This is a genomic window from Roseovarius sp. BRH_c41 (assembly GCF_000961715.1).
Taxonomy (GTDB): domain Bacteria; phylum Pseudomonadota; class Alphaproteobacteria; order Rhodobacterales; family Rhodobacteraceae; genus Roseovarius.
Genome location: NZ_LADY01000047.1, coordinates 80,190 through 99,464, shown reverse-complemented (window position 1 = coordinate 99,464; position 19,275 = coordinate 80,190). Strand labels below are relative to the sequence as shown.

Here is a 19,275-nt window from a genome sequence, read left to right as displayed (position 1 = left end):
GCTAGCGGCAATAGGGTCCGTTGCCGTGTTTGGCGGTGTCGAAATGCAGATGGTCCTGATGGTGCCGGTCCGAATTTGGCCCCAGCACGGTGCCGAATGTCCCACAGGCCTCGCCATGAACGCGCTTGAGAATGCGCCCCTTGTGCCCGCTATTCCAATCCCGCAGCACCGAGATTTCCGAGCCATCCTTCAACTTCAACGCCGAAATGTCGATTGCCTTGCCGCGTCCATGCTCAGAGATGCGCGCACCGGGCTGGCTGTTGCGCGTGCGGCAGACGTAATGCGCGGGAACCTGTAGCCCCGTCAAACCGCCCCCCATGCGCCCCACGGCAGGCTTGGCACTGCGCTTCACCCAATTCCCGAGCGCACGCGCCGTCGGGCAATCCAGCGTCGCGGCCTGGCTCAACCGCACGCCATGCACAGATTCAAGCCGCACCGCACGGTCCACGCCACAGCCATTCACCTCGTGATGCTGAAACCCCGAAACCGATCCCACCAGCCCCGGATCACCGCAAATCCCGCCGCCCCGGCTGACCTCGTCATTGTCGCTGCGACCGCAGCCCGAGGCGATCAGGCTCAGCCCCATCGCCATGCCCATAACGGCGCGCCTCATGCCTTCGTCGCCCGTCCAAAATCCGGCGCGGCGGTGTCCTGCCCAGCCTCGATGATGCCCCGCCGTATCGCGCGCGTGCGGGTGAAATAGGCGTGCAGATGCTCCCCGTCGCCGATGCGAATGGCGCGTTGCAGCGCAAAGAGCTCCTCGGTAAAGCGGCCCAGAATTTCCAATGTCGCCTCCTTGTTGTTGAGAAACACATCGCGCCACATGGTTGGATCGCTCGCGGCAATCCGGGTGAAATCCCGAAACCCGGCGGCGGAATACTTGATCACCTCGCTGTCGGTGACCCGGCGCAGATCGTCGGCCACGCCGACCATCGTATAGGCGATCAGGTGCGGCGCATGGCTTGTCACCGCCAACACCAGATCGTGATGTTCGGCATCCATCTCATCGGTGTTCGACCCAAGCGCCTGCCAGAACCGCTCTAACCGTTCTACCGCCGCCCGGTCGCTGCCTTCCTGCGGCACAATCAGACACCAACGATTGTCAAAAAGCTCGGCAAAGCCCGAACGTGGCCCCGAATGTTCGGTTCCCGCCAGCGGATGCGCGGGGACGAAATGCACCCCCTCGGGCAGTTGCGGCCCGACCGCTTCGATCACGGCCTTCTTGACCGATCCCACATCGCTGACCGTGGCGCCGGGCTTGAGCGCGCCCGCGATCTCGGCGGCAACCGCCCCCATCGCGCCCACCGGCACGCAGAGCACCACCAGATCGGCCCCCTCTGCCGCCTCAGCCGCGCTATCGCACACCCGATCACAGAGGCCGATCTCGCGCGCCACATCCCGCGTGTCAGATGAGCGCGCATAGCCCGTCACCTCTCCGGCCACGCCCGCGCGTTTCATCGCCCAGAACATCGAACTTGCAATCAGCCCCAGCCCGATCAGCGCCACCCGGTCATAGATCTGCGCCATCACCGGACCCCCTTGAACTGTCCGATCACATGCGCGACCCGGCGACAGGCGGATTCCTCGCCCACCGTGATCCGCAACCCTTCGGGAAAGCCATAGCCGCCCACCCGGCGCACGATGATCCCATCGGCGCGCAACGCTGCATCACAGTCCGCGGCCTCGTCATCCGAGGCAAACCGCGCCAGCACGAAATTGGCATGGCTCTCGTCAACCGCGACGCCGGTCTCGCGCAGGGCCTCGGTCAACCATGCGCGGTTGCGCATCGTGTCGCTCACCACCTTGCTGAGCCAGTCCTGATCCCGCACCGCCGCCTCTGCGGTGGCGAGTTGCGTGGGCGAGAGGTTGAAAGGCTGGCGAATGCGGTTCAGCACCTCGATCATCGCGCTCTGCGCATAGCCCCAGCCGATCCGCAGCCCACCCAGACCATAAGCCTTGGAAAAGGTGCGCGTCATGATGACATTGTCGCGCGCCTCGACCAGTGCGACACCGCCGTCATAGCCTTTGGCAAACTCGGTATAGGCCCCGTCAAGCACCAGAATGGCCCCCACGGGCACGCCATCCGCCAACCGCGCCACTTCCGCCTCGGGCAGAATGGTGCCGGTCGGATTGCCGGGGTTGGCGATAAACACGATCCGAGTCCGGGGCGTGCAGGCACCCAGAATCGCATCCACATCCACCATGCGGTCACGCTCGGCCACACAGACCGGCGTGGCGCCGACCGCATGGGCCAGAATCGGATACATGGCAAAGCCGTGCTCCGTGTGGATCACCTCGTCCCCCGCCCCGGCATAGGCCTGCGCCACGAACTGCAATACCTCATCCGACCCCACGCCACAGATCACGCGCTCGGGGTCCAGCCCATGCACCTCAGCAATGGCTCCGCGCAAGTCGGCATGGTCGGTGCCGGGGTAGCGGTGCAGCGTCGCCGCAGAGCGCGCAAAGGCAGCCTTGGCCTTGTCCGAGGGGCCATAGGGGCTCTCATTGGCCGAGAGTTTCAGGATCTCGGATTTGCCCGCAATCACGGCCTCGCCACTCCTGTAGAGCGCGATTTCCATGATGCCCGGCTGTGGCGTGATCTTGGTCATGTCATTCCCCGTGTGTCGCATGAGGTTCTAGCTTTGGTGCCCCGGCTTGACCAGCACCAAAAGGAAAAGGCCGCGGCGGTTCCCCGTCGCGGCCTCTTCGCTGCATTTCAGAACGCTTAGTTCTGCGCGTAGAATTCGATCACGAGGTTCGGTTCCATAATCACCGGATAGGGCACATCCGACAGGCCGGGCTGACGGACAAAGGTGGCCTTCATCTTCGAATGATCCGCGTCAATGTAATCGGGCACGTCCCGCTCGGCCAATTGCACGGCCTCGAGAAGAACTGCGATCTGCTTGGAACGGTCCCGCACTTCGATCACATCACCCTCTTTAACACGGTAAGAGGGGATGTTCACGCGGTTGCCGTTCACGGTCACATGGCCGTGGTTCACGAACTGACGGGCGGCGAACATGGTTGCGACGAACTTGGCGCGGTAAACGACCGCGTCCAGACGGCGCTCCAACAGACCGATCAACGTCTCGCCGGTATCACCCTTGATACGCTCGGCTTCGGCAAAGATGCGGCGGAATTGCTTTTCGGTCAAATCGCCGTAATAGCCCTTCAGCTTCTGCTTGGCGCGCAGCTGCAGACCAAAGTCAGAGACTTTACCCTTGCGGCGCTGACCATGCTGGCCGGGGCCATATTCACGACGGTTGACGGGGGATTTCGGACGGCCCCAGATGTTTTCACCCATCCGGCGGTCAATTTTGTACTTGGCAGACGTGCGTTTTGTCACGGCTGATCTCCTTCATATATAGCGAAGGGCGTTGTCCTCTGCGTCCCGGCACTTTCCGGTCGGCCGACAGGCTTCCTCTTGCGAGGTCCACCAACACCAATGAAGCCGCGCTTATACAGGCTGCGGGGGCACTGTCAACCACTACCCCGCGCCGTCATCTGGCCTGCATTGTGTCGGGGACGTTCCCGATACGTCCCCCGCTTCTCAGGCGGCCTCATGCGCAAGAATCGCGGCCTCTGATCCATTCAGGCACCGTCGGGCAAAGCCGCCGTAGAGATTCGGCTCATATTCCAGATTGGGGTTGATCGCCAAGAGCCGCGCCCGGTCCGCATCGTCAAGTGTCGAAAGCGCCGCGCTTGCGGGATGAAAGCTCTCGGTCTCGACGCCATTAGCCCAGATGATCTGATGGTGCGGCAAGAGCAGGTGAATATAGGTCACCTCGCGTGATCCCAGATCGACCGTCACCGTGTCATTATTGACCAGATCGCGCGCCATCACCAAAACCTCGGGCGTATTGAAGAGCGCGCGCGCGACGTCGCCCCGCACCAGCATCCGGTGCTCGGGGCTGACCAGCAATTCCGCATCGGGACGCCCCATGCCAAGCGCGCCGGCTCGAAGCCGGATCGGTCTGAGGCGCGGCATCGCAAACAGGCGCGCACCTGTCATCCGGCGACTGCCGATCCATTGGATCTGTTCGGCCCCGTTGTCGCGGGTCTGCACATGGTCGCCCTCGCGCAATTCCTCAACCAGACGCGGGCCTTCTGGGGTCTCGATCCGCGTGCCGGGAGTGAAACAGATAACACCGCCCGAGGCCGGTCCGGTCGAGGCCCCGCGCATCCCCTCAAGCGAGTGATGCACGACCCACATATCCCGTTCGCGCGGTGGAATATCATCGTGGAACATCAACAAGGGCGGCGCCCCGATCCCCACTTCGATGACCGTCACGGTATAGCTGCGCGTGCCATCGGTGATGACAAAGCCCAGATCCATCAGCGGCTCGTCCATGTCCCCTTGGGCCAAGTCGCGTGTGTTGCTCAACGCGGCGCCCACCAGGCGCCGCACCATCCGTGCCGCACGTTTGCGGTTCACGGTTTCCCCTTCCGCCATATCAAGCCGCAACAGCTCGTTCGGCCCATCGACACGCACTGCATCGCCCCGCCAGGACCACGTGTGTCCCACCGAAAGCGACTGCACTGGCGCAGCCGATACCCCATCCAATTCCGTTTGCGACCAGGAGATGACGAACGTGCCTCTAAAGCCCGTCCCCATAACTCTGACTGCCTGCCTCTTCGTTTCTTTTTTTATCGCGTTTTTATTATCGTCAAGGTAGCAAAGGCGAATCAGTCTGAAAAGCCCTTGATTGTATTTTTGTCAGAACCGCAGCTTGAACTGCACAGCGCCCAGAAATTGCCCCTCGCGCTGCTCGTCGAATTCCTCACTCAGCCATGTCAGACCGTAAAAGAGCGCAGCCCCATTGCGGTTCTCCCAATGCAGGCCCGCCCGCACACGGGTGCGGTCCTCGGTCAATGTGACACCGCTGCGTGCGGGCAGGTAATCGCTGTCATCGACATAGGCGATATCCGCCCCCAAAAGGAATGCCGTGCCCGCCTGTTCGGCCCGCACCACCCGGTAGCGATGGCCCGTGACCACGTCGCGCACCAGCAATTCGCTCTGACCGATGCCACCGAATGTGATGTCCGCCCCGGCCCGGATCAGATCCTCGACCCCCAGCCGCGCTTCGGCAAAGGGCCGCAGGCGCGCACGCCCAAGCTCAAACTCGCGGCTGGCCTCAAAGACGCCCGAGGGCCGAATAGCGTCGTCGATCTGATTGCGCCGAACCCGTCCACTGACCTCGCGACCGCCAAGAAACCCATGCAAAAAGTCTTGAAAGTCATCGAGCTGCGTCTGCCGCCCGGTCACGATCAGATCCGCCCCAAGGGCATAATCCACCTCAGCCTTCTGGAAATGCGTATGCAGACCAAAGCCGAGCGCGCCCACATAAGGCCGATCAAGCGCCGCGGGGCGGCTCAGGTTTTCAGGCGCTATGACCTCGCCGTGAAAGCGGAATTCGAGCAATTGCCCAAAGCGGTCCGGCGCGTGTCCCTGCCAGTCAGGCCCCCAGACCCGGCTCGATGTGATCGACCCAGTGCGCCAGCGATCATCCGCGTCACCCAGAACGTCGTTGGTAAACAAGAGACCATAGCCCAGTCTCTGACGCCCTTCGGACTGCGCCAAGGTTGCCGTGGTCACGCCGATCAGGCCCAGGATCGCCCAGAGGGCGATGGCGAAAATACGTGTCATCTGTCACGTTCCCCATGCTGCGCCCCCCGGCAATTTCTGCTTAGCAAACCCTCAGACAAATTGACCAGTGAAACATTAGCATTCCGCGAAACCGTGGCGCAAATCCCATGGTAGGCCGTTCAGAGCGCGCGCATCCAGACTTGCAGGTCATGCGCACTCTCCTCCGCCGCCCCGATCTCGGTCCAGTCAAAAGAGGCCACAGCCCCGTCAAGCGGCGCATAACCGCGCTTGCGCCAGAACCCATCGAGCGGCTGATAACCCTCGGGCCGCGCCGGGTGATCCTTGGGTCGCACCACCGAACAAAAGGCAGCAAAATCGCGGTTCAGCGCCCGCGCCTGCGCTTCGCGCAGATCGAAAAAACGATGCCCAATGCCGCACCCACGATAGGCGGGCAAGAGAACGCTCTCGGCGCAATAGAAAATCCGCTCCAACGCGATCCCACTCTCGGCAAAGGCTGCGCCGAAATCGCCCGCATGATCCTCCATCGGAGTGCCGGTGGCGGCCCCAATCAGATCATCGCCGTCATAGGCACCCACCAGAATGGCATCCGCGCTCTCGCGGTAAACCTGAAGATACCGCTCCTCATAGGCGGCATCGCCCTCATAGAGATAGGGATAGGCGCGAAAGACCGCGATCCGAAGCCGCGCCACATCGGGCAGGGCGCGTGCCAGCGCCGCCCCCGTCAGCCGCTCAACACGGATCATGCAGAGACCTGTTTCACCCAATCCGCAAGGTTGTAATAGGTCACAACGCGCGTGATCAACCCATCCTTGAGCGTAAAGAACGACCCGGCAGGCAGGACATAGCTCTGCCCTTGCGCCTCTGGCAGCCCCTGATCGGTCTCCAGATAGGTGCCGTTGACCAGAAATTCCGCCGCCGCACGGGTGCCACCCTGTGCCTCAAAGATCACCATATCGGTCAGCTCTTCGCGATAGCACCGGCTCATGTGATCACAGAACGCGCGAAACAGATCCTTGCCGGTCCGAACCTGCCCTTCGTTCACATAGTGGCGCACATCGTCGCTCAGGCAGGCCAGCATGCCGGGCACATCGCCCCGGTTGAAGGCATCGAAATAGGCTTTGACGGTTTCGTTCATAAATCCTCCCTGGGGGGTCCCCAACGGTCCTGCAAATGCCCGATGATCTGATCTCGGGTCTGACGATAGGCATCCAACCGCGCTTCGCGGGTCTGCGCAAGGCCGGTGGGGTCCATGATCGGCCAGTAAGTGACATCAAGGTGAAAAAACCGGGTCAGTTCCAGCGCCCGCCTCTGGCTCGCCGGGCTCAAGGCCACAACGAGATCAAAAGACGACAGATCGTCTCCCCAATCTTCCATCTCGTCAAAGCTGCGGCTGCGGTGACGTTCCAGTTCGACCCCGATTTCGCGGCAGACGGCGACGCTAAAGCCGTCGATCTCCATGTCATTCTTGACGCCAACGGACTGGACATAGGTATCAGCGCCGTAAAACTTCTTCATGATCCCCTCGGCCATAGGCGAGCGGACAGCATTGTGATCACAACAAAACAGCACCGACTGCGGCAGGGGCTGCGGCATGCATCAGCCCCCGAAATGCAACACGCAGATCAGCGTAAAGAGACGCCGTGCCGTGTCATTGTCGATCTCGGCCTTGCCCTCCAGCCGCTCGGCCAGCACCCGCGCCCCCTCGTTGTGAATGCCGCGCCGAGCCATATCAATGGTCTCGATCTGAGAGGGCGGCATATTTTTGACCGCATCGAAATAGCTCTCGCAGATGGCCCAGTAATCCTTGACCACCTGCCGGAACGGGCTCAGTGACAGATGAAATTCTGCCGCGGGTTGATCGGCTTCGGTCCGGATGTCGAACACCAGCCGCTTCTCGCGGATCGCCAATCCGACGCGATAAGGGCCATCGGGAACCACCCTGTCGTCACGATTAGGCAGCGAAAAGCTGTTTTCCTCGATGAGATCATACATTGCCACCTTGCGCTCCTGCTCGATCTCGGGCGTGGGCGGGGGCAGGTTGGCATCATCCAACTCGATATGGCAAATCCGGCTCATTGTTTTACTCGTGCTGCATCTTTTATCCGTCCCTAGCGCAGCGCGGCCTCTTGGGCAATCACCGCGACCTTTTGCGCGACGCTTCTGCGCGTCGCGTCACCTGCCCGCCACGCTTGCCGGGAAATCGCCACGATTTCTGGTCAATTGATCACAATATCGCCTTGTTGCATTGGCATATTGTCCTCAAATCGGCAATAATATCAAAAAGCAGGCTAAGCCGACCTTAAGAGTGTCCCGTTATCATCGGGAAAGCAGGTATACCGAGGCAATTGAATGCTCGAGTTCGAGAACGTCAGCAAGTCCTTTTGGACAGGCACACAGCGCAAGGTCATTCTTGATCAGGTGTCGTTTCGAGTAGAACTTGGGCATAGCCTGGGCATCCTCGCGCCCAATGGCACCGGCAAGACGACCTTGATCAACATGATGGCCGGATTGGAAAAACCGGATGAGGGCGTGATCCGGCGCGGGTGCCGCATCTCCTTTCCTCTGGGATTCATGGGGGGGGTGATCAACCGCCTGTCGGCGCTGGACAACTCCCGTTACATCGCACGCCTTTACGGGCTTGATCCCGACTATATCGAATCCTATTGCCGCTGGCTCTGCGGATTGGGCGAATATTTCGATCAGCCGCTTGGCACCTATTCCTCGGGTATGCGTGCCCGCTTCAGCTTTGCGCTGATGCTGGCGCTTGATTTTGACATGTATCTGATTGATGAGGGGATGCCGGGCTCTACTGATGTAGAGTTCAACCGAAAGGCGGGCGATATTCTCAAAGAACGGCTACGCACCACCACCGTGATCATCGTGTCGCACGATCCAAAGGTGTTGGAAAAATTTGCCCGCTCGGCGGCTGTGCTGATGGGCGGCAAACTTTATATGTTCGACTCCTTGGAGGAGGCAAAAGAGCTTTATGATTACGAAACCCAAGGCTAGAAAATTCCGCATCCGCCGTAGCCCGGTGCCGCTATCGCCACGCGTGGCCACAAGCTCCGACGCGCCGTCGGCCTATGCGGCACCGCACGCCGTCTCGGCTGCCACGGCCGAGCCTCTTCCTCTTCAGGCCGGACAGGTTGCCTCGGCGCGCGAAACCTCGACCAGTCAGAACATCGACGATATCCGGCGCGAAGGACTGACGGGGCGCGAATTGCGCATGGCCCGGCGACTGGCACAGAAATACGGACTCGCCCCCACGTCGGATTTCGACGCCGTGCGCCTCTTGCGGGCGCGGGGCATCGACCCCTTTCAGCGCGCCAATATCCTTGAACTGGTGGCCAATGACGGCGGCAGCCCGCCTCCGCCCAACGCGCCCGGCGCGACCCCCGCCTCGCCCTCCGATGGCCGCGTGCAACTGCCGCAAACCGTGCCCGCAGGACGCCAGACGCTGCCCTCCACCGACGTCAACCCCGCCGACCGCCGCGCTCAGGAAATCATGGCCATCCAACGCGACATCGGTCGCCGCCGCCGTCGCAAACTGATCCTGCTGTTCTCGCGGCTCGCGGCCTTCGTCCTGCTGCCGACCATCTTGGTGAGCTATTATTTCTATGCCATCGCCACGCCGATGTATGCCACGAAATCCGCCTTCCTGATCCTGTCGGCAGATGGTGGTGGCGCCAGTGGGGGCGGTCTTGGCGGTCTCATTCCCAGCCAATTCGCCACGGGCCAGGACGCCATCGCGACTCAGGAATACCTTGAGTCCAAGGATGCGATGCTGCGCCTCGACGAGGAACTCGGCTTTCTCGCGCATTTCAGTCAGCCTTGGATCGACCCGCTACAACGGCTCGACCCCGACGCCAGCCACGAGGTCGCCTACAAACTCTACCGCAAATACGTCAAACTGGGCTACGACCCCACCGAAGGTGTGATCCGGATGGAGGTTTCGACCGCCGATCCCGCCGTCAGCGCCAAATTCTCGGAGCGTCTGATCAAATATGCCGAGGAACGCGTTGATGACCTCAGCCGAGAGAAACGGCAGGATGCCGTCAGCACCGCCGCCGACAGCCTCGATCAGGCCAAGATCGAACGCCGCGCCGCCCAACAGATGCTGGTGACCCTGCAAGAGGACAGTATTCTTGACCCCGAGGGTGAGATTGCCAGCATCCGCAACCTGATCGGCACCGTCGAGTTGCAGCTTCAGGAAAAGGAACTGGCTCTCAACATCCAGATGAACAACGCACGCCCCAACGGCGCCCGAGTTGAGGCGCTGCAAAGTGAAATCATGATCCTCAGCGCTGAACTCGACAAGCAAAAGCGCCGCCTGACCGACGCCACAGCCGGCGAAAGCTCGCTCGCCTCCAAGACTGCGGCCATCCAGATGGCGCAGGCCGATCTCGCCACCGCCGATCTCGTGCTGCAATCCGCGCTCGAGGCAAAACGCCAGTCCGAGATCGAGGCCAACAAGCAGGTGCGCTATCTCACCGTCAGCGTGCGCCCCCTCGCTTCGCAGGATTCCTCCTATCCGCGCGCCTTTGAGAATACGATACTGGCCTTCCTGATCTTTTCTGGTATCTACCTGCTCATCTCGCTTACGGCGTCCATTCTGCGTGAACAGGTGTCTTCCTGATATGAAACATATCGACCTCAACGGGTGGGCCATCGGCAATGACCGTCCCCTGACCTTCATCGCCGGGCCTTGCCAGCTCGAATCCGCCGATCACGCCCAGATGATCGCGGGCACCCTGCAAGAGGCCTGCGCCGCTTTTGGCGCGGGGCTGATCTTCAAGGGCAGCTTTGACAAGGCCAACCGCACCTCGCTCTCGGGCAAGCGCGGTCTCGGTATCGACGAGGGACTCAAGGTCTTGCAATCGGTCAAGGATGCACTTGGTCTGCCCGTGCTCACCGATATCCACACCGCCGACCAATGCGCGCCGGTGGCGGAGGTGGTGGATGTGCTGCAAATCCCCGCCTTTCTCAGCCGCCAAACCGATCTCCTGATCGCGGCCGGTGAAACCGGCGCGGTGATCAACGTGAAAAAGGGTCAGTTTCTCGCCCCTTGGGACATGCCCAACGTCATCTCCAAGATCGAGAGCACCGGCAACACCCGCATCATGCTGACCGAACGCGGCACCTCTTTTGGCTACAACACCCTTGTCGCCGATATGCGCAGCCTGCCGCAAATGGCCGCCACCGGCTATCCGGTGGTCATGGATGCCACCCATTCCGTGCAACAGCCCGGCGGGCGCGGCGGCAGCAGCGGTGGGCAGCGTGAATTCGCCCCCGTCATGGCGCGCGCTGCGGTCTCGCTTGGGGTTGCTTCGGTCTTCATCGAAACGCATGAGGACCCGGACAACGCCCCCTCGGACGGCCCCAATATGATCCCGCTCACGCAGATGTCGGCCCTCATCGACACGCTGATGCAGTTTGACCGTCTGGCCAAGGCCAATCCGATCCACCTCTGACCGACAAAGAGCTTCCATGACCAAACCTCTGCCGACCGTCACCCCCAACACTTGGGAATTCCTGCGCGACCCGATGATTGCACCCACGGGGTTCCGCGAATACGACGCCCGGTGGAAATATCCCGATCAGATCAATCTGCCGGGCATCACCGCCTTGGGTCTTGGTCTCGGCACGCAAATGCACGCACGCGGCATCCCGCCGGTGATCGCGGTCGGCAATGACTATCGTGACTATTCGCTGTCGATCAAGAATGCCCTCATGCTGGGCCTCATGCAGGCGGGTATCACGGTCAAGGACATTGGCCCCTGCCTCTCTCCCATGGCCTATTTTGCGCAATTCCACCTTGATGTGCCCGCCGTCGCCATGGTCACGGCCTCGCATAATCCAAACGGTTGGACCGGGGTCAAGATGGGCTTTGACCGCCCGCTGACCCACGGCCCGGATGAGATGGCGGAACTCCGCGACATCGTGCTAGAGGGACGCGGCGAGCCCCGCCCCGGCGGTGCTTACGACTTCGTTTCCGGCGTGCGCGAGGCCTATCTCGATGATCTCGTCGGTGATTTCCGCATGACCCGCAAGCTGCGCGTCGTCTGCGCCACCGGCAATGGCACCGCCTCCGCCTTTGCGCCCGAATTGTTCGAGCGTTTGGGCGTCGAGGTGATCGCGTCGCACAACACGCTCGACTACACCTTCCCACATTACAACCCCAATCCCGAAGCCATGGAAATGCTCCATGACATGGCCGCCACCGTGCGCGCCACGGGGGCTGATTTCGCGCTTGGCTTTGACGGCGACGGCGACCGCTGCGGCGTTGTGGATGACGAGGGCGAGGAAATCTTTGCCGATAAGGTGGGCGTCATCATGGCGCGCGACCTCTCCAAGATTTACCCCAATGCGACCTTCGTCGCCGATGTGAAATCCACAGGCCTCTTTGCCTCGGATCCTGAACTGATCAAAAACGGCGTGACCGCTGATTACTGGAAAACCGGCCACTCCCACATGAAACGCCGGGTCAAGGACTTGGGCGCGCTCGCGGGCTTTGAGAAATCCGGCCATTACTTTCTCGCCGAACCCATCGGGCGTGGCTACGATTGCGGCATGCGCGTCGCGGTCGAGATTTGCAAATTGATGGACCGCAACCCGCCGATGTCGATGTCCGACCTGCGCCGTGCGCTACCGGTGACCTATGCGACCCCCACCATGTCGCCCTATTGTGCCGATACCGAGAAATACGCCGTGCTCGACCGCATCGTCGCCAAACTCGTCGCGCGCCACGCCGCAGGTGAACCGCTCGCCGGGCGTACCATCAAGGAGGTCGTGACCGTCAATGGGGCCCGCGTCATTCTCGATAATGGTTCGTGGGGCCTCGTGCGCGCCTCTTCCAACACCCCGAACCTCGTGGTGGTGTGCGAGAGCAGCGCAAGCGACGCCGAAATGCGCGCCATCTTCTCGGATATCGATGCCGTCATCCGCACCGAACCCGGCGTTGGCGACTACGATCAAACGATCTGAACCGCACTACATCTAGTATGAAATTCCTCGGAAGAGTCCCGGATTAAATCCGGGACGGGGGCAGCGCCCCCATCCCTCCAAATTTGTGTATAAAAACCGTGTACATATTGTACATCCTGTACACATCAGGCCGCCAATCCGCGCCCCTTCAGAAGCGCCTCAACCCCCGGCATCCGGCCTCGGAATTGCAAATAGAGCGTTTCGGCATCCTCCGATCCGCCGCGCGAAAGAATGTGCGATTCCAAGGCCTTGGCCCGCTCCACATCAAATGCCCCGCCCGCCTCTTCAAAACTGGCAAAGGCATCCGCATCCATCACCTCGGACCACATATAGCTGTAATAGCCGCTGGAATACCCATCCCCAGAAAACACATGCGCGAAATGCGGGCTCGCATGGCGCATAGTGATGGCCCTTGGCATGCCAAGATTGTCTAATACTTCCAATTGCTTGGCTATGATGTCGCCGGGCGCATCGCCCTCATGAAACGCCAGATCGACGAGGGCCGAGGCGACATATTCCACCGTCTGAAACCCCTGATCGAAATTCGCGGCCTTCAGCAATTTATCCAGCAATTCCCGTGGTATAGCCTCTCCGGTCTCGACATGAGTGGCATAGCGCTCCAGCACTTCGGGCACTTCCAGCCAATGTTCATAGAGCTGTGAGGGCAATTCAACAAAGTCCCGCGCCACGGAAGTTCCTGAAATACTTTCATAATTCACGTCCGACAGCATCTGATGCAGGGCATGGCCAAACTCGTGAAACAGCGTGCGCGCATCGTCATAACTCAGCAACGCCGGATCTCCCTTGGCAAAGTTGCAGACGTTGATCACTACCGGCCCCTGCACCTCTGGCCGCTTGGCCTGACCTCGCATGGCAGAGCACCAAGCCCCCGATCTCTTGGACCCACGCGCGAAATAATCCCCAATAAAAACAGCAACATGCGCGCCATCGCGCGTCACTTCCCAGGCCCGGCAATCAGGGTGATAGAGCGGCATATCAAGCGCGCGAAACTCCAACCCAAACAGCCGATTGGCACAGCCAAACGCCGCCGCGATCATCGCCTCCAGCGACAAATAGGGTTTCAGGGCCGTTTCATCCAGATCATGCTCCGCTTGCCGCCGCTTTTCTGCATAGTAACGCCAATCCCACGGCTCCAATTCTCCATTGATTCCATCGGCTTGCATCATTTCCGTCAGCCGTGCCGCATCCCGCTCCGCCTGCGCCTTGGCCGGTTCCCAAACCGCCATCAACAGGCCCCGCACCGCCTCTGGCGTCTTGGCCATCTCGGTTTCCAGCTTGTAGGCGGCAAAACTCGCATAGCCCAACAGGGCGGCCCGCTCCGCGCGCAGCCGCAAAATCTCTGCGGCGACCTCGCGATTGTCAGTCTCACCTCCCATGGCACCGCGCGAAACCCATGATTCATATGCCTTTTTTCGCAAATCACGACGCGGGGAGAATTGCAGGAAGGGCACGATCAACGACCGCGACAGGGTAATCACAGGCCGCTCCAGCCGCTTTTCCTGCCCCGCCGCGTGCGCGGCATCGACCAGAAAATCCGGCAACCCTTCCAGATCGTCCTCGGCCAATTCCATTTGCCAGCCGGACTCATCCGCCAGCAGGTTCTGCGTAAATGCCGTTCCCAATTCCGCCAACCGCGCCATGATCTTGCGCATCCGGGCCTCTTCCGCCCCGGTCAATGCCGCGCCTGAACGGCGAAATCCCCGGTGCGTGAGCATCAACAAACGCGCTTCTTCAGCTGTCAAACCGAGCGTGTTGCGCTCGGCCCACAGGCTTTCGATCCGCGCAAAAAGCTCTTTGTTCCCATAGAGTTCCGAGGAGTAAGCCGCTAGTTTTGGGGCGAATTCGCGCTGCAGTTCCTGCCGCTTTGGATTACTGTCCGCGCCCGCCAATGTGTAAAACACCGACAGCACCCGGTCCAAATCCTTGCCCGTTTTTTCAAGCGCTTCGATCGTATTGGCAAAGCTCGGCGCCTCTGGATTGTCAGCTATCGCTACGACCTCTGCCCGTGCCTTGGCCATTGCGGTCTCGAACGCAGGTGCGAAATCCGCGTCGGCAATTTGATCGAAGGGGGCAAGTTTGAACGGCGTTTTCCACTCAGCCAGCAACATGTTGGTCATCATTCTCTCCTTTACCCCCACATATGGGGCAATCTGCACGACGGCTCAGCCCGATCTTGCGGCTCTCGCCGTAAAGCGCGTCGTAAATGAGCATGTCTCCGCGCAGAGTCTGCCCCGCTCCGGTGATCAGCTTGACCGCCTCTGCTGCCATCATTGCTCCAACCACGCCGGGCAGTGGCCCCAGAACGCCAGCTTCGGCGCAAGAGGGTGCAAGGCCCGCGGCAGGGGCTTGCGGAAAAATGCATTGATAGCAGGGGGTGCCATGGGCCGGATCAAACACGCTCAGCTGCCCTTCCCATTGCGATAAAGCGCCTGAAATCAATGGCTTGCCTTGGGCGACTGAGGTGGCATTTGACAGATAGCGTGTCTCGAAATTATCGGTGCCATCTAAGATCAGATCATAGTCGGCGAAGAGATCGCTTGCGATTTCCGGTGTCAACCGCCTCTGATAGGGGTGCACCACGACATGCGGATTTTGCGCCTGCATCGCCGCCATGGCCGATTGCACTTTGGGGAGACCGATATCGGCATCGCGGTGAATCACCTGTCGCTGCAAGTTGGAATTTTCAACGGTATCATCGTCGATGACCCCTATCGTCCCCACGCCCGCCGCCGCCAGATAAAGCAGCGCCGGAGAGCCAAGACCACCCGCGCCAATCACCAGAACGCGCGCCTCCTTCAGGGCTTTCTGTCCCGGTCCACCGATCTCGCGCATGATGATATGACGGGCATAGCGGTTGAGTTCTGCCTCGGAGAACAAAGGCTTACGAGATGCAACTGTAACGGCCTCACGCTCAGAGCGAGCCCGTAAGCGGGTCAGTCCTGCGCGGTAAACCAGCACGATCACGACCGTTCCGCCAACCATCAGCCAGAGCGCCGGGCTTTCGCCCGTGGCCATGCGCAACGCGTGGCCCTCGGGTAGCACCAGATGCGTCAACACCACAGCCGCCCATAGGCCTGAGATCATCCCCCACCGCAGTCGCCGGGGCGTGCCCAAGGCCGCGCCAATGCTCCAGAGCACTGCTGCCATGACCAGCACCAGCAGCATCAGCCAATCCCCGTAGAGCCAAATCCACCCGCGCCACGCGCGGTCTCGTCCAGCGTCTCGACCAGAGTGAACCGCGCCTGCGCAACCGGCGCCACCACCATCTGTGCGATCCGCATTCCATGCGTGATTTCAAAGCCTTCGGTCCCGGCATTCATCACGATTACCCCCAAGGGTCCGCGATAATCGCTGTCGATCGTGCCGGGGCTGTTGGGCAGGGTAATGCCGTGTTTCAGAGCAAGGCCAGAGCGCGGGCGCACCTGCACCTCGTATCCCATCGGCACCGCCAGCCGCAGCCCCGTGGGCACAAGAACCCGCGCGCCCGGTGCCAGCATGACCCGGCCGCGATCTGGAAAGTTCGCGCGCAGATCGGCCCCGGCCGCGCCTGCGGTTTCATAGCCGGGCAAGCCAAGGGTGCGGTCCGCCCCTTCCTCCCATTGAATCGCGACGGTCAGCATGCGGCCCTCTTCATCATGTTGAAAATACGCATGATTTCAACTCAGCGCCGTGGCGACCCGTGCGGCCAGTTGCGCGGCCACCTGATCCTTGCCCATGCGCGGCCACTCCTCGGCACCGTCTGCGGTGATCAGCGTCACGGCATTCTCGGTGCCGCCCATGATACCGGTCGCAGGGCGCACGTCATTGGCGATGATCCAGTCACAGCCCTTGCGCGCGCGCTTGGCGGTCGCGTTCGCGATCACGTCATCGGTTTCGGCGGCAAAGCCTACGACAAGTTTGGGCCGACCGGACGTCATGCTCGCGACAGTCGCCAATATGTCGGGGTTCTCGGCAAAGGTTAATTGAGGCAGACGACCCTTCGTTTTCTTGAGCTTTTGGCTACTTGCACTTGTGACATGCCAATCCGCCACCGCGGCGGCGCAGATTGCGACCTCAACCGGCAGGGCACTCTTGACCGCCTCCAGCATCTCGTGCGCAGTCTCGACGCGGATCACCTGCACCCCGTCGGGCGGCGGCACCGTGGCGGGGCCGGTGACAAAGACCACCTCAGCCCCAAGCGTGGCGAATGCGCGGGCAATCGCCGCACCCTGCGCGCCCGACGAGCGGTTGGCAATGTAGCGTACCGGATCAATGGGTTCGTGAGTTGGACCAGAGGTCACCAGAATTCGGCGGCCTGTCAATGGTCCTTCGGACAGCATTGTCCTGACTGCTGCCATGATTTCGGGCACTTCTGCCATGCGTCCGGGGCCATGCTCACCGCAGGCCATATCGCCGTCATTTGGGCCAACAAAGGCTATACCGTCACCGTGAAGCAGAGCGAGATTGCGCTGCGTGGCCGCGTGGTGCCACATCCGCACATTCATCGCAGGCGCGATTAAAACAGGCGTGTCGGTGGCCAAAAGCAGGGTGGAGGCCAGATCACTGGCGTGGCCCTGTGCCATCTTGGCAATCAGATCGGCGGTTGCCGGAGCAACAACGATCAGATCGGCCGAACGGCTGAGTTCGATATGCCCCATCTCTGCTTCGTCCGTCAGGTTGAAGAGGTCTGAGAACACTTTACGCCCCGCGAGTGCCGACACGGACAGCGGAGTGACAAATTCAGCGCCCGCGCGGGTCAGCACCGGCGTTACCATGGCCCCACGCTCTCGCAGGCGGCGTATAAGATCGAGCGCCTTATAGGCTGCGATTCCGCCTCCGATGATCAGAAGAATGCGTTTTGAACTTAGCATTGGCGCTTCCTATGAGATGCGCCCTGACACTAGGCTGCGGGCTGGTGCCGCGCAAGGGTGCGACACGCTACTGAAATCCCGCACACGGATCGGGTCGCTCGACGGCCGCTGACGATATGATCTCGTCAAAGCCGCCCTCAATGTCTGCGTTGTCTTCGGTCTGGCCCACGACCCAAATTTCTAGATCGGGGGCGGCCTGTGCTAAATAAGCGGGTACTCCCCAATCGCGGCGGGCATGACCGTTGCCGGTGATCACGGCCACCGGCCCTCCAGTTTCCTCAATCGCCTGGACCACCGCCCGCGCCAGAACTGCGTCGCGCAGGCGTTGGATGACCACCATTCCCGGTAAGAGGTTCGCTGGCAGGGCATTGCAATGGGCTTCTTTTTGCATCGCTTCGCGGATCGCTTGCTGATCTTCTGGTAAATCGCGATCAAGGCCGTAGCGTGTGGCATCATCGCCGAAAACTTCTGAAAGCCCGTCTGTGAGAACAGCGCGAGACGCGTCACGCGTCACTTGCGCACCGTAAACCCTTGCATCAGGGGCGGCGCTAAAAATCGGGTAATACATTGAGAAATCGGGCCATCCACTGGCCTCCCACTGTAACAAATTTTCCAATCGGGCTCTGTCACCCACAAGGTCCGGCGTAACCAATGCAGCTTGGTCCTTGGTCAGCATTTCATAGACAATTGCCCTTGGTTTCAGATCCTTTACACGCTGAGTCTGCACGGCATGGTGCGCCGCGTTGTCATGCACCTCGCCAAGGATCAATACATCTTGGGCCGCTGCGGAGAACGCGACGGTCAGGACCGATAGCAAAACGAGCAAACGCAGGATCATGCGAGCAGGTTTTGCACTTCGCCCCCATGCTTTTCAAGATGCTTGCGCATTTTCTGAAAGGCAGCTGCTTCAAGCTGCCGCACGCGCTCCTTGCTGAGATTGAGTTCTTCGCCGAGGCTTTCGAGAGTGCGCGGATCGTCTCGAAGTTTGCGTTCACGCACGATGAAACGTTCGCGTTCGTTGAGGCGGGCTAAGGCATCAGCCAGCCAGTCGCGCAAAGCATGCATGTCGCGATGGCGCTCGACGATCTCGTCGCCGCGCGCGCCCTCGTCCTCAAGCGTGTCAATCCATTCGCGACCCTCGTCCTCTGCCGATTGTGTGGCATTAAGCGAAAAGTCCGAGCCCGAAAGGCGCCCTTCCATCATTTCGACATCGCGTAATGGAACACCAACCTCATGCGCAATCATCTCGCGCAGTTGGTATCCGTCAAGCTGCTGCCCATTGGCCATTGCCTCACGTTCGAGCCGCGCTTGCACGCGCCTCATGTTGAAAAACAACGACTTTTGGCTAGATGTCGAGCCTGTTCGCACCATCGACCAGTTGCGCATAACATAGTCCTGAATGCTGGCCTTAATCCACCAAACAGCATAGGTGGAAAACCGCACGCCGCGATCAGGATCAAACTTGTCCGCGGCCTTCATAAGACCCAACCCAGCCTCTTGAATGAGGTCATTCATCGGCGCTCCGTAGCGCCGGAATTTCGAAGCCATCGAAATTGCCAGCCGCATGTAAGCGTTTATCAAACGATGCAGGGCTTCTTCATCGCGTTGGTCGCGCCAAGCATAGGCGAGCGCGAGTTCTGTTTCCGCATCCAACATCTCTGCCTTCATGGCAGTGCGGGACATGGACCTTTGCTGCGGTGCGTCGAGTGGCATCGGATTTCCCCCTTATCGGCGGCGTGACTTCGTTGCGCCCTTTTTCCTCTTATCGCAAAGTGCTACGCACCATGGACGTCACCGGATCAAAAAAGGAGA

Annotated in this window: 20 protein-coding genes; 4 read left to right on the top strand and 16 right to left on the bottom strand. The window is 60.8% G+C overall.

Translation table 11 applies throughout. The features are described from left to right. Position 1: 1 nt before the first annotated feature. The 10 genes from VR71_RS13800 to VR71_RS13755 form a co-directional block, all read right to left on the bottom strand. Positions 2-613 carry an extensin family protein gene (locus VR71_RS13800; RefSeq protein ID WP_045684845.1) on the bottom strand — a complete coding sequence of 204 codons (612 nt, stop codon included), beginning with the start codon at positions 611-613 and terminating at the stop codon, positions 2-4. After that, on the bottom strand, positions 610-1,527 hold the full coding sequence (locus VR71_RS13795; RefSeq protein ID WP_045684842.1) for a prephenate/arogenate dehydrogenase family protein: 918 nt from the start codon (positions 1,525-1,527) through the stop codon (positions 610-612). Before VR71_RS13795 ends, VR71_RS13800 begins: the two co-directional genes overlap by 4 nt. Next, positions 1,527-2,609: a histidinol-phosphate transaminase gene (hisC, locus tag VR71_RS13790; protein ID WP_045684993.1), complete on the bottom strand. Its 1,083-nt coding sequence runs from the start codon at positions 2,607-2,609 to the stop codon at positions 1,527-1,529. The genes VR71_RS13795 and hisC overlap by 1 nt, the downstream gene beginning before the upstream one ends. A 116-nt stretch (positions 2,610-2,725) precedes the next feature. Beyond that, positions 2,726-3,346 (bottom strand): 30S ribosomal protein S4, encoded by a 621-nt coding sequence (gene rpsD / locus VR71_RS13785; RefSeq protein WP_009817659.1) that lies wholly within the window; start codon positions 3,344-3,346, stop codon positions 2,726-2,728. Positions 3,347-3,550: 204 nt separating this feature from the next. Next, positions 3,551-4,615: a Hint domain-containing protein gene (locus VR71_RS13780; RefSeq protein ID WP_045684840.1), complete on the bottom strand. Its 1,065-nt coding sequence runs from the start codon at positions 4,613-4,615 to the stop codon at positions 3,551-3,553. A 102-nt stretch (positions 4,616-4,717) separates the two neighbouring features. Beyond that, entirely contained in the window at positions 4,718-5,647 is a 930-nt protein-coding gene (locus tag VR71_RS13775) for a lipid A-modifier LpxR family protein (RefSeq protein WP_045684837.1), read from the bottom strand. Positions 5,648-5,766: 119 nt separating this feature from the next. Continuing rightward, positions 5,767-6,351: a GNAT family N-acetyltransferase gene (locus VR71_RS13770; protein ID WP_045684836.1), complete on the bottom strand. Its 585-nt coding sequence runs from the start codon at positions 6,349-6,351 to the stop codon at positions 5,767-5,769. After that, positions 6,348-6,743, bottom strand: coding sequence for a ketosteroid isomerase-related protein (locus tag VR71_RS13765; RefSeq protein ID WP_045684835.1), 396 nt, complete (start codon positions 6,741-6,743; stop codon positions 6,348-6,350). Before VR71_RS13765 ends, VR71_RS13770 begins: the two co-directional genes overlap by 4 nt. Further along, a complete protein-coding gene (locus tag VR71_RS13760; protein ID WP_009817664.1) occupies positions 6,740-7,201 on the bottom strand; it encodes a low molecular weight phosphatase family protein in 462 nt (153 codons plus the stop codon). Before VR71_RS13760 ends, VR71_RS13765 begins: the two co-directional genes overlap by 4 nt. A 3-nt stretch (positions 7,202-7,204) precedes the next feature. Next, positions 7,205-7,684 (bottom strand): UPF0262 family protein, encoded by a 480-nt coding sequence (locus tag VR71_RS13755; protein WP_009817665.1) that lies wholly within the window; start codon positions 7,682-7,684, stop codon positions 7,205-7,207. 273 nt (positions 7,685-7,957) lie between these two features. Between VR71_RS13755 and VR71_RS13750 the strand changes: the two genes are divergently transcribed. Genes VR71_RS13750 through VR71_RS13735 form a run of 4 tightly spaced genes read left to right on the top strand, consistent with a single transcriptional unit; the run spans position 7,958 to position 12,592 of the window. Then, entirely contained in the window at positions 7,958-8,617 is a 660-nt protein-coding gene (locus VR71_RS13750; protein WP_009817666.1) for an ABC transporter ATP-binding protein, read from the top strand. After that, on the top strand, positions 8,595-10,244 hold the full coding sequence (locus VR71_RS13745) for a capsule biosynthesis protein (RefSeq protein ID WP_045684834.1): 1,650 nt from the start codon (positions 8,595-8,597) through the stop codon (positions 10,242-10,244). The genes VR71_RS13750 and VR71_RS13745 overlap by 23 nt, the downstream gene beginning before the upstream one ends. Before the next feature lies 1 nt (position 10,245). After that, positions 10,246-11,079, top strand: a complete 834-nt coding sequence (gene kdsA, locus VR71_RS13740; protein ID WP_045684833.1) for a 3-deoxy-8-phosphooctulonate synthase — start codon at positions 10,246-10,248, stop codon at positions 11,077-11,079. 16 nt (positions 11,080-11,095) lie between these two features. Next, the gene (locus VR71_RS13735) at positions 11,096-12,592 is read left to right on the top strand and encodes a phosphomannomutase/phosphoglucomutase (protein WP_045684831.1); all 1,497 of its coding nucleotides are present in this window, start codon (positions 11,096-11,098) and stop codon (positions 12,590-12,592) included. A 125-nt stretch (positions 12,593-12,717) separates the two neighbouring features. Here VR71_RS13735 and VR71_RS13730 read toward each other — a convergent pair whose 3' ends face one another. The 6 genes from VR71_RS13730 to VR71_RS13705 form a co-directional block, all read right to left on the bottom strand. Further along, positions 12,718-14,730, bottom strand: a complete 2,013-nt coding sequence (locus VR71_RS13730) for a M3 family metallopeptidase (RefSeq protein ID WP_045684829.1) — start codon at positions 14,728-14,730, stop codon at positions 12,718-12,720. Next, the gene (locus VR71_RS13725) at positions 14,708-15,778 is read right to left on the bottom strand and encodes a HesA/MoeB/ThiF family protein (protein WP_045684826.1); all 1,071 of its coding nucleotides are present in this window, start codon (positions 15,776-15,778) and stop codon (positions 14,708-14,710) included. The genes VR71_RS13730 and VR71_RS13725 overlap by 23 nt, the downstream gene beginning before the upstream one ends. After that, entirely contained in the window at positions 15,778-16,233 is a 456-nt protein-coding gene (gene dut, locus VR71_RS13720; RefSeq protein WP_009817672.1) for a dUTP diphosphatase, read from the bottom strand. Before dut ends, VR71_RS13725 begins: the two co-directional genes overlap by 1 nt. Positions 16,234-16,269: 36 nt before the next feature. After that, entirely contained in the window at positions 16,270-17,463 is a 1,194-nt protein-coding gene (coaBC, locus tag VR71_RS13715) for a bifunctional phosphopantothenoylcysteine decarboxylase/phosphopantothenate--cysteine ligase CoaBC (RefSeq protein ID WP_045684823.1), read from the bottom strand. 67 nt (positions 17,464-17,530) lie between these two features. Further along, the gene (locus VR71_RS13710; protein WP_296430415.1) at positions 17,531-18,301 is read right to left on the bottom strand and encodes a ChaN family lipoprotein; all 771 of its coding nucleotides are present in this window, start codon (positions 18,299-18,301) and stop codon (positions 17,531-17,533) included. Continuing rightward, positions 18,298-19,176, bottom strand: coding sequence for an RNA polymerase factor sigma-32 (locus tag VR71_RS13705; RefSeq protein ID WP_296430413.1), 879 nt, complete (start codon positions 19,174-19,176; stop codon positions 18,298-18,300). Before VR71_RS13705 ends, VR71_RS13710 begins: the two co-directional genes overlap by 4 nt. Between the last annotated feature and the right edge of the window lie 99 nt (positions 19,177-19,275).

Coding starts and splice junctions, on each gene's coding strand:
- VR71_RS13750 (WP_009817666.1), top strand. CDS start 7,958: ATGCTCGAGTTCGAGAACGTCAGCAAGTCCTTTTGGACAGGCACACAG.
- coaBC (WP_045684823.1), bottom strand. CDS start 17,463: ATGCTAAGTTCAAAACGCATTCTTCTGATCATCGGAGGCGGAATCGCA.
- VR71_RS13710 (WP_296430415.1), bottom strand. CDS start 18,301: ATGATCCTGCGTTTGCTCGTTTTGCTATCGGTCCTGACCGTCGCGTTC.
- VR71_RS13770 (WP_045684836.1), bottom strand. CDS start 6,351: ATGATCCGTGTTGAGCGGCTGACGGGGGCGGCGCTGGCACGCGCCCTG.
- VR71_RS13775 (WP_045684837.1), bottom strand. CDS start 5,647: ATGACACGTATTTTCGCCATCGCCCTCTGGGCGATCCTGGGCCTGATC.
- VR71_RS13755 (WP_009817665.1), bottom strand. CDS start 7,684: ATGAGCCGGATTTGCCATATCGAGTTGGATGATGCCAACCTGCCCCCG.
- VR71_RS13705 (WP_296430413.1), bottom strand. CDS start 19,176: ATGCCACTCGACGCACCGCAGCAAAGGTCCATGTCCCGCACTGCCATG.
- VR71_RS13725 (WP_045684826.1), bottom strand. CDS start 15,778: ATGCTGCTGGTGCTGGTCATGGCAGCAGTGCTCTGGAGCATTGGCGCG.
- VR71_RS13730 (WP_045684829.1), bottom strand. CDS start 14,730: ATGACCAACATGTTGCTGGCTGAGTGGAAAACGCCGTTCAAACTTGCC.
- VR71_RS13765 (WP_045684835.1), bottom strand. CDS start 6,743: ATGAACGAAACCGTCAAAGCCTATTTCGATGCCTTCAACCGGGGCGAT.
- VR71_RS13800 (WP_045684845.1), bottom strand. CDS start 613: ATGAGGCGCGCCGTTATGGGCATGGCGATGGGGCTGAGCCTGATCGCC.
- VR71_RS13780 (WP_045684840.1), bottom strand. CDS start 4,615: ATGGGGACGGGCTTTAGAGGCACGTTCGTCATCTCCTGGTCGCAAACG.
- hisC (WP_045684993.1), bottom strand. CDS start 2,609: ATGACCAAGATCACGCCACAGCCGGGCATCATGGAAATCGCGCTCTAC.
- VR71_RS13735 (WP_045684831.1), top strand. CDS start 11,096: ATGACCAAACCTCTGCCGACCGTCACCCCCAACACTTGGGAATTCCTG.
- kdsA (WP_045684833.1), top strand. CDS start 10,246: ATGAAACATATCGACCTCAACGGGTGGGCCATCGGCAATGACCGTCCC.
- VR71_RS13745 (WP_045684834.1), top strand. CDS start 8,595: ATGATTACGAAACCCAAGGCTAGAAAATTCCGCATCCGCCGTAGCCCG.
- VR71_RS13795 (WP_045684842.1), bottom strand. CDS start 1,527: ATGGCGCAGATCTATGACCGGGTGGCGCTGATCGGGCTGGGGCTGATT.
- VR71_RS13760 (WP_009817664.1), bottom strand. CDS start 7,201: ATGCCGCAGCCCCTGCCGCAGTCGGTGCTGTTTTGTTGTGATCACAAT.
- dut (WP_009817672.1), bottom strand. CDS start 16,233: ATGCTGACCGTCGCGATTCAATGGGAGGAAGGGGCGGACCGCACCCTT.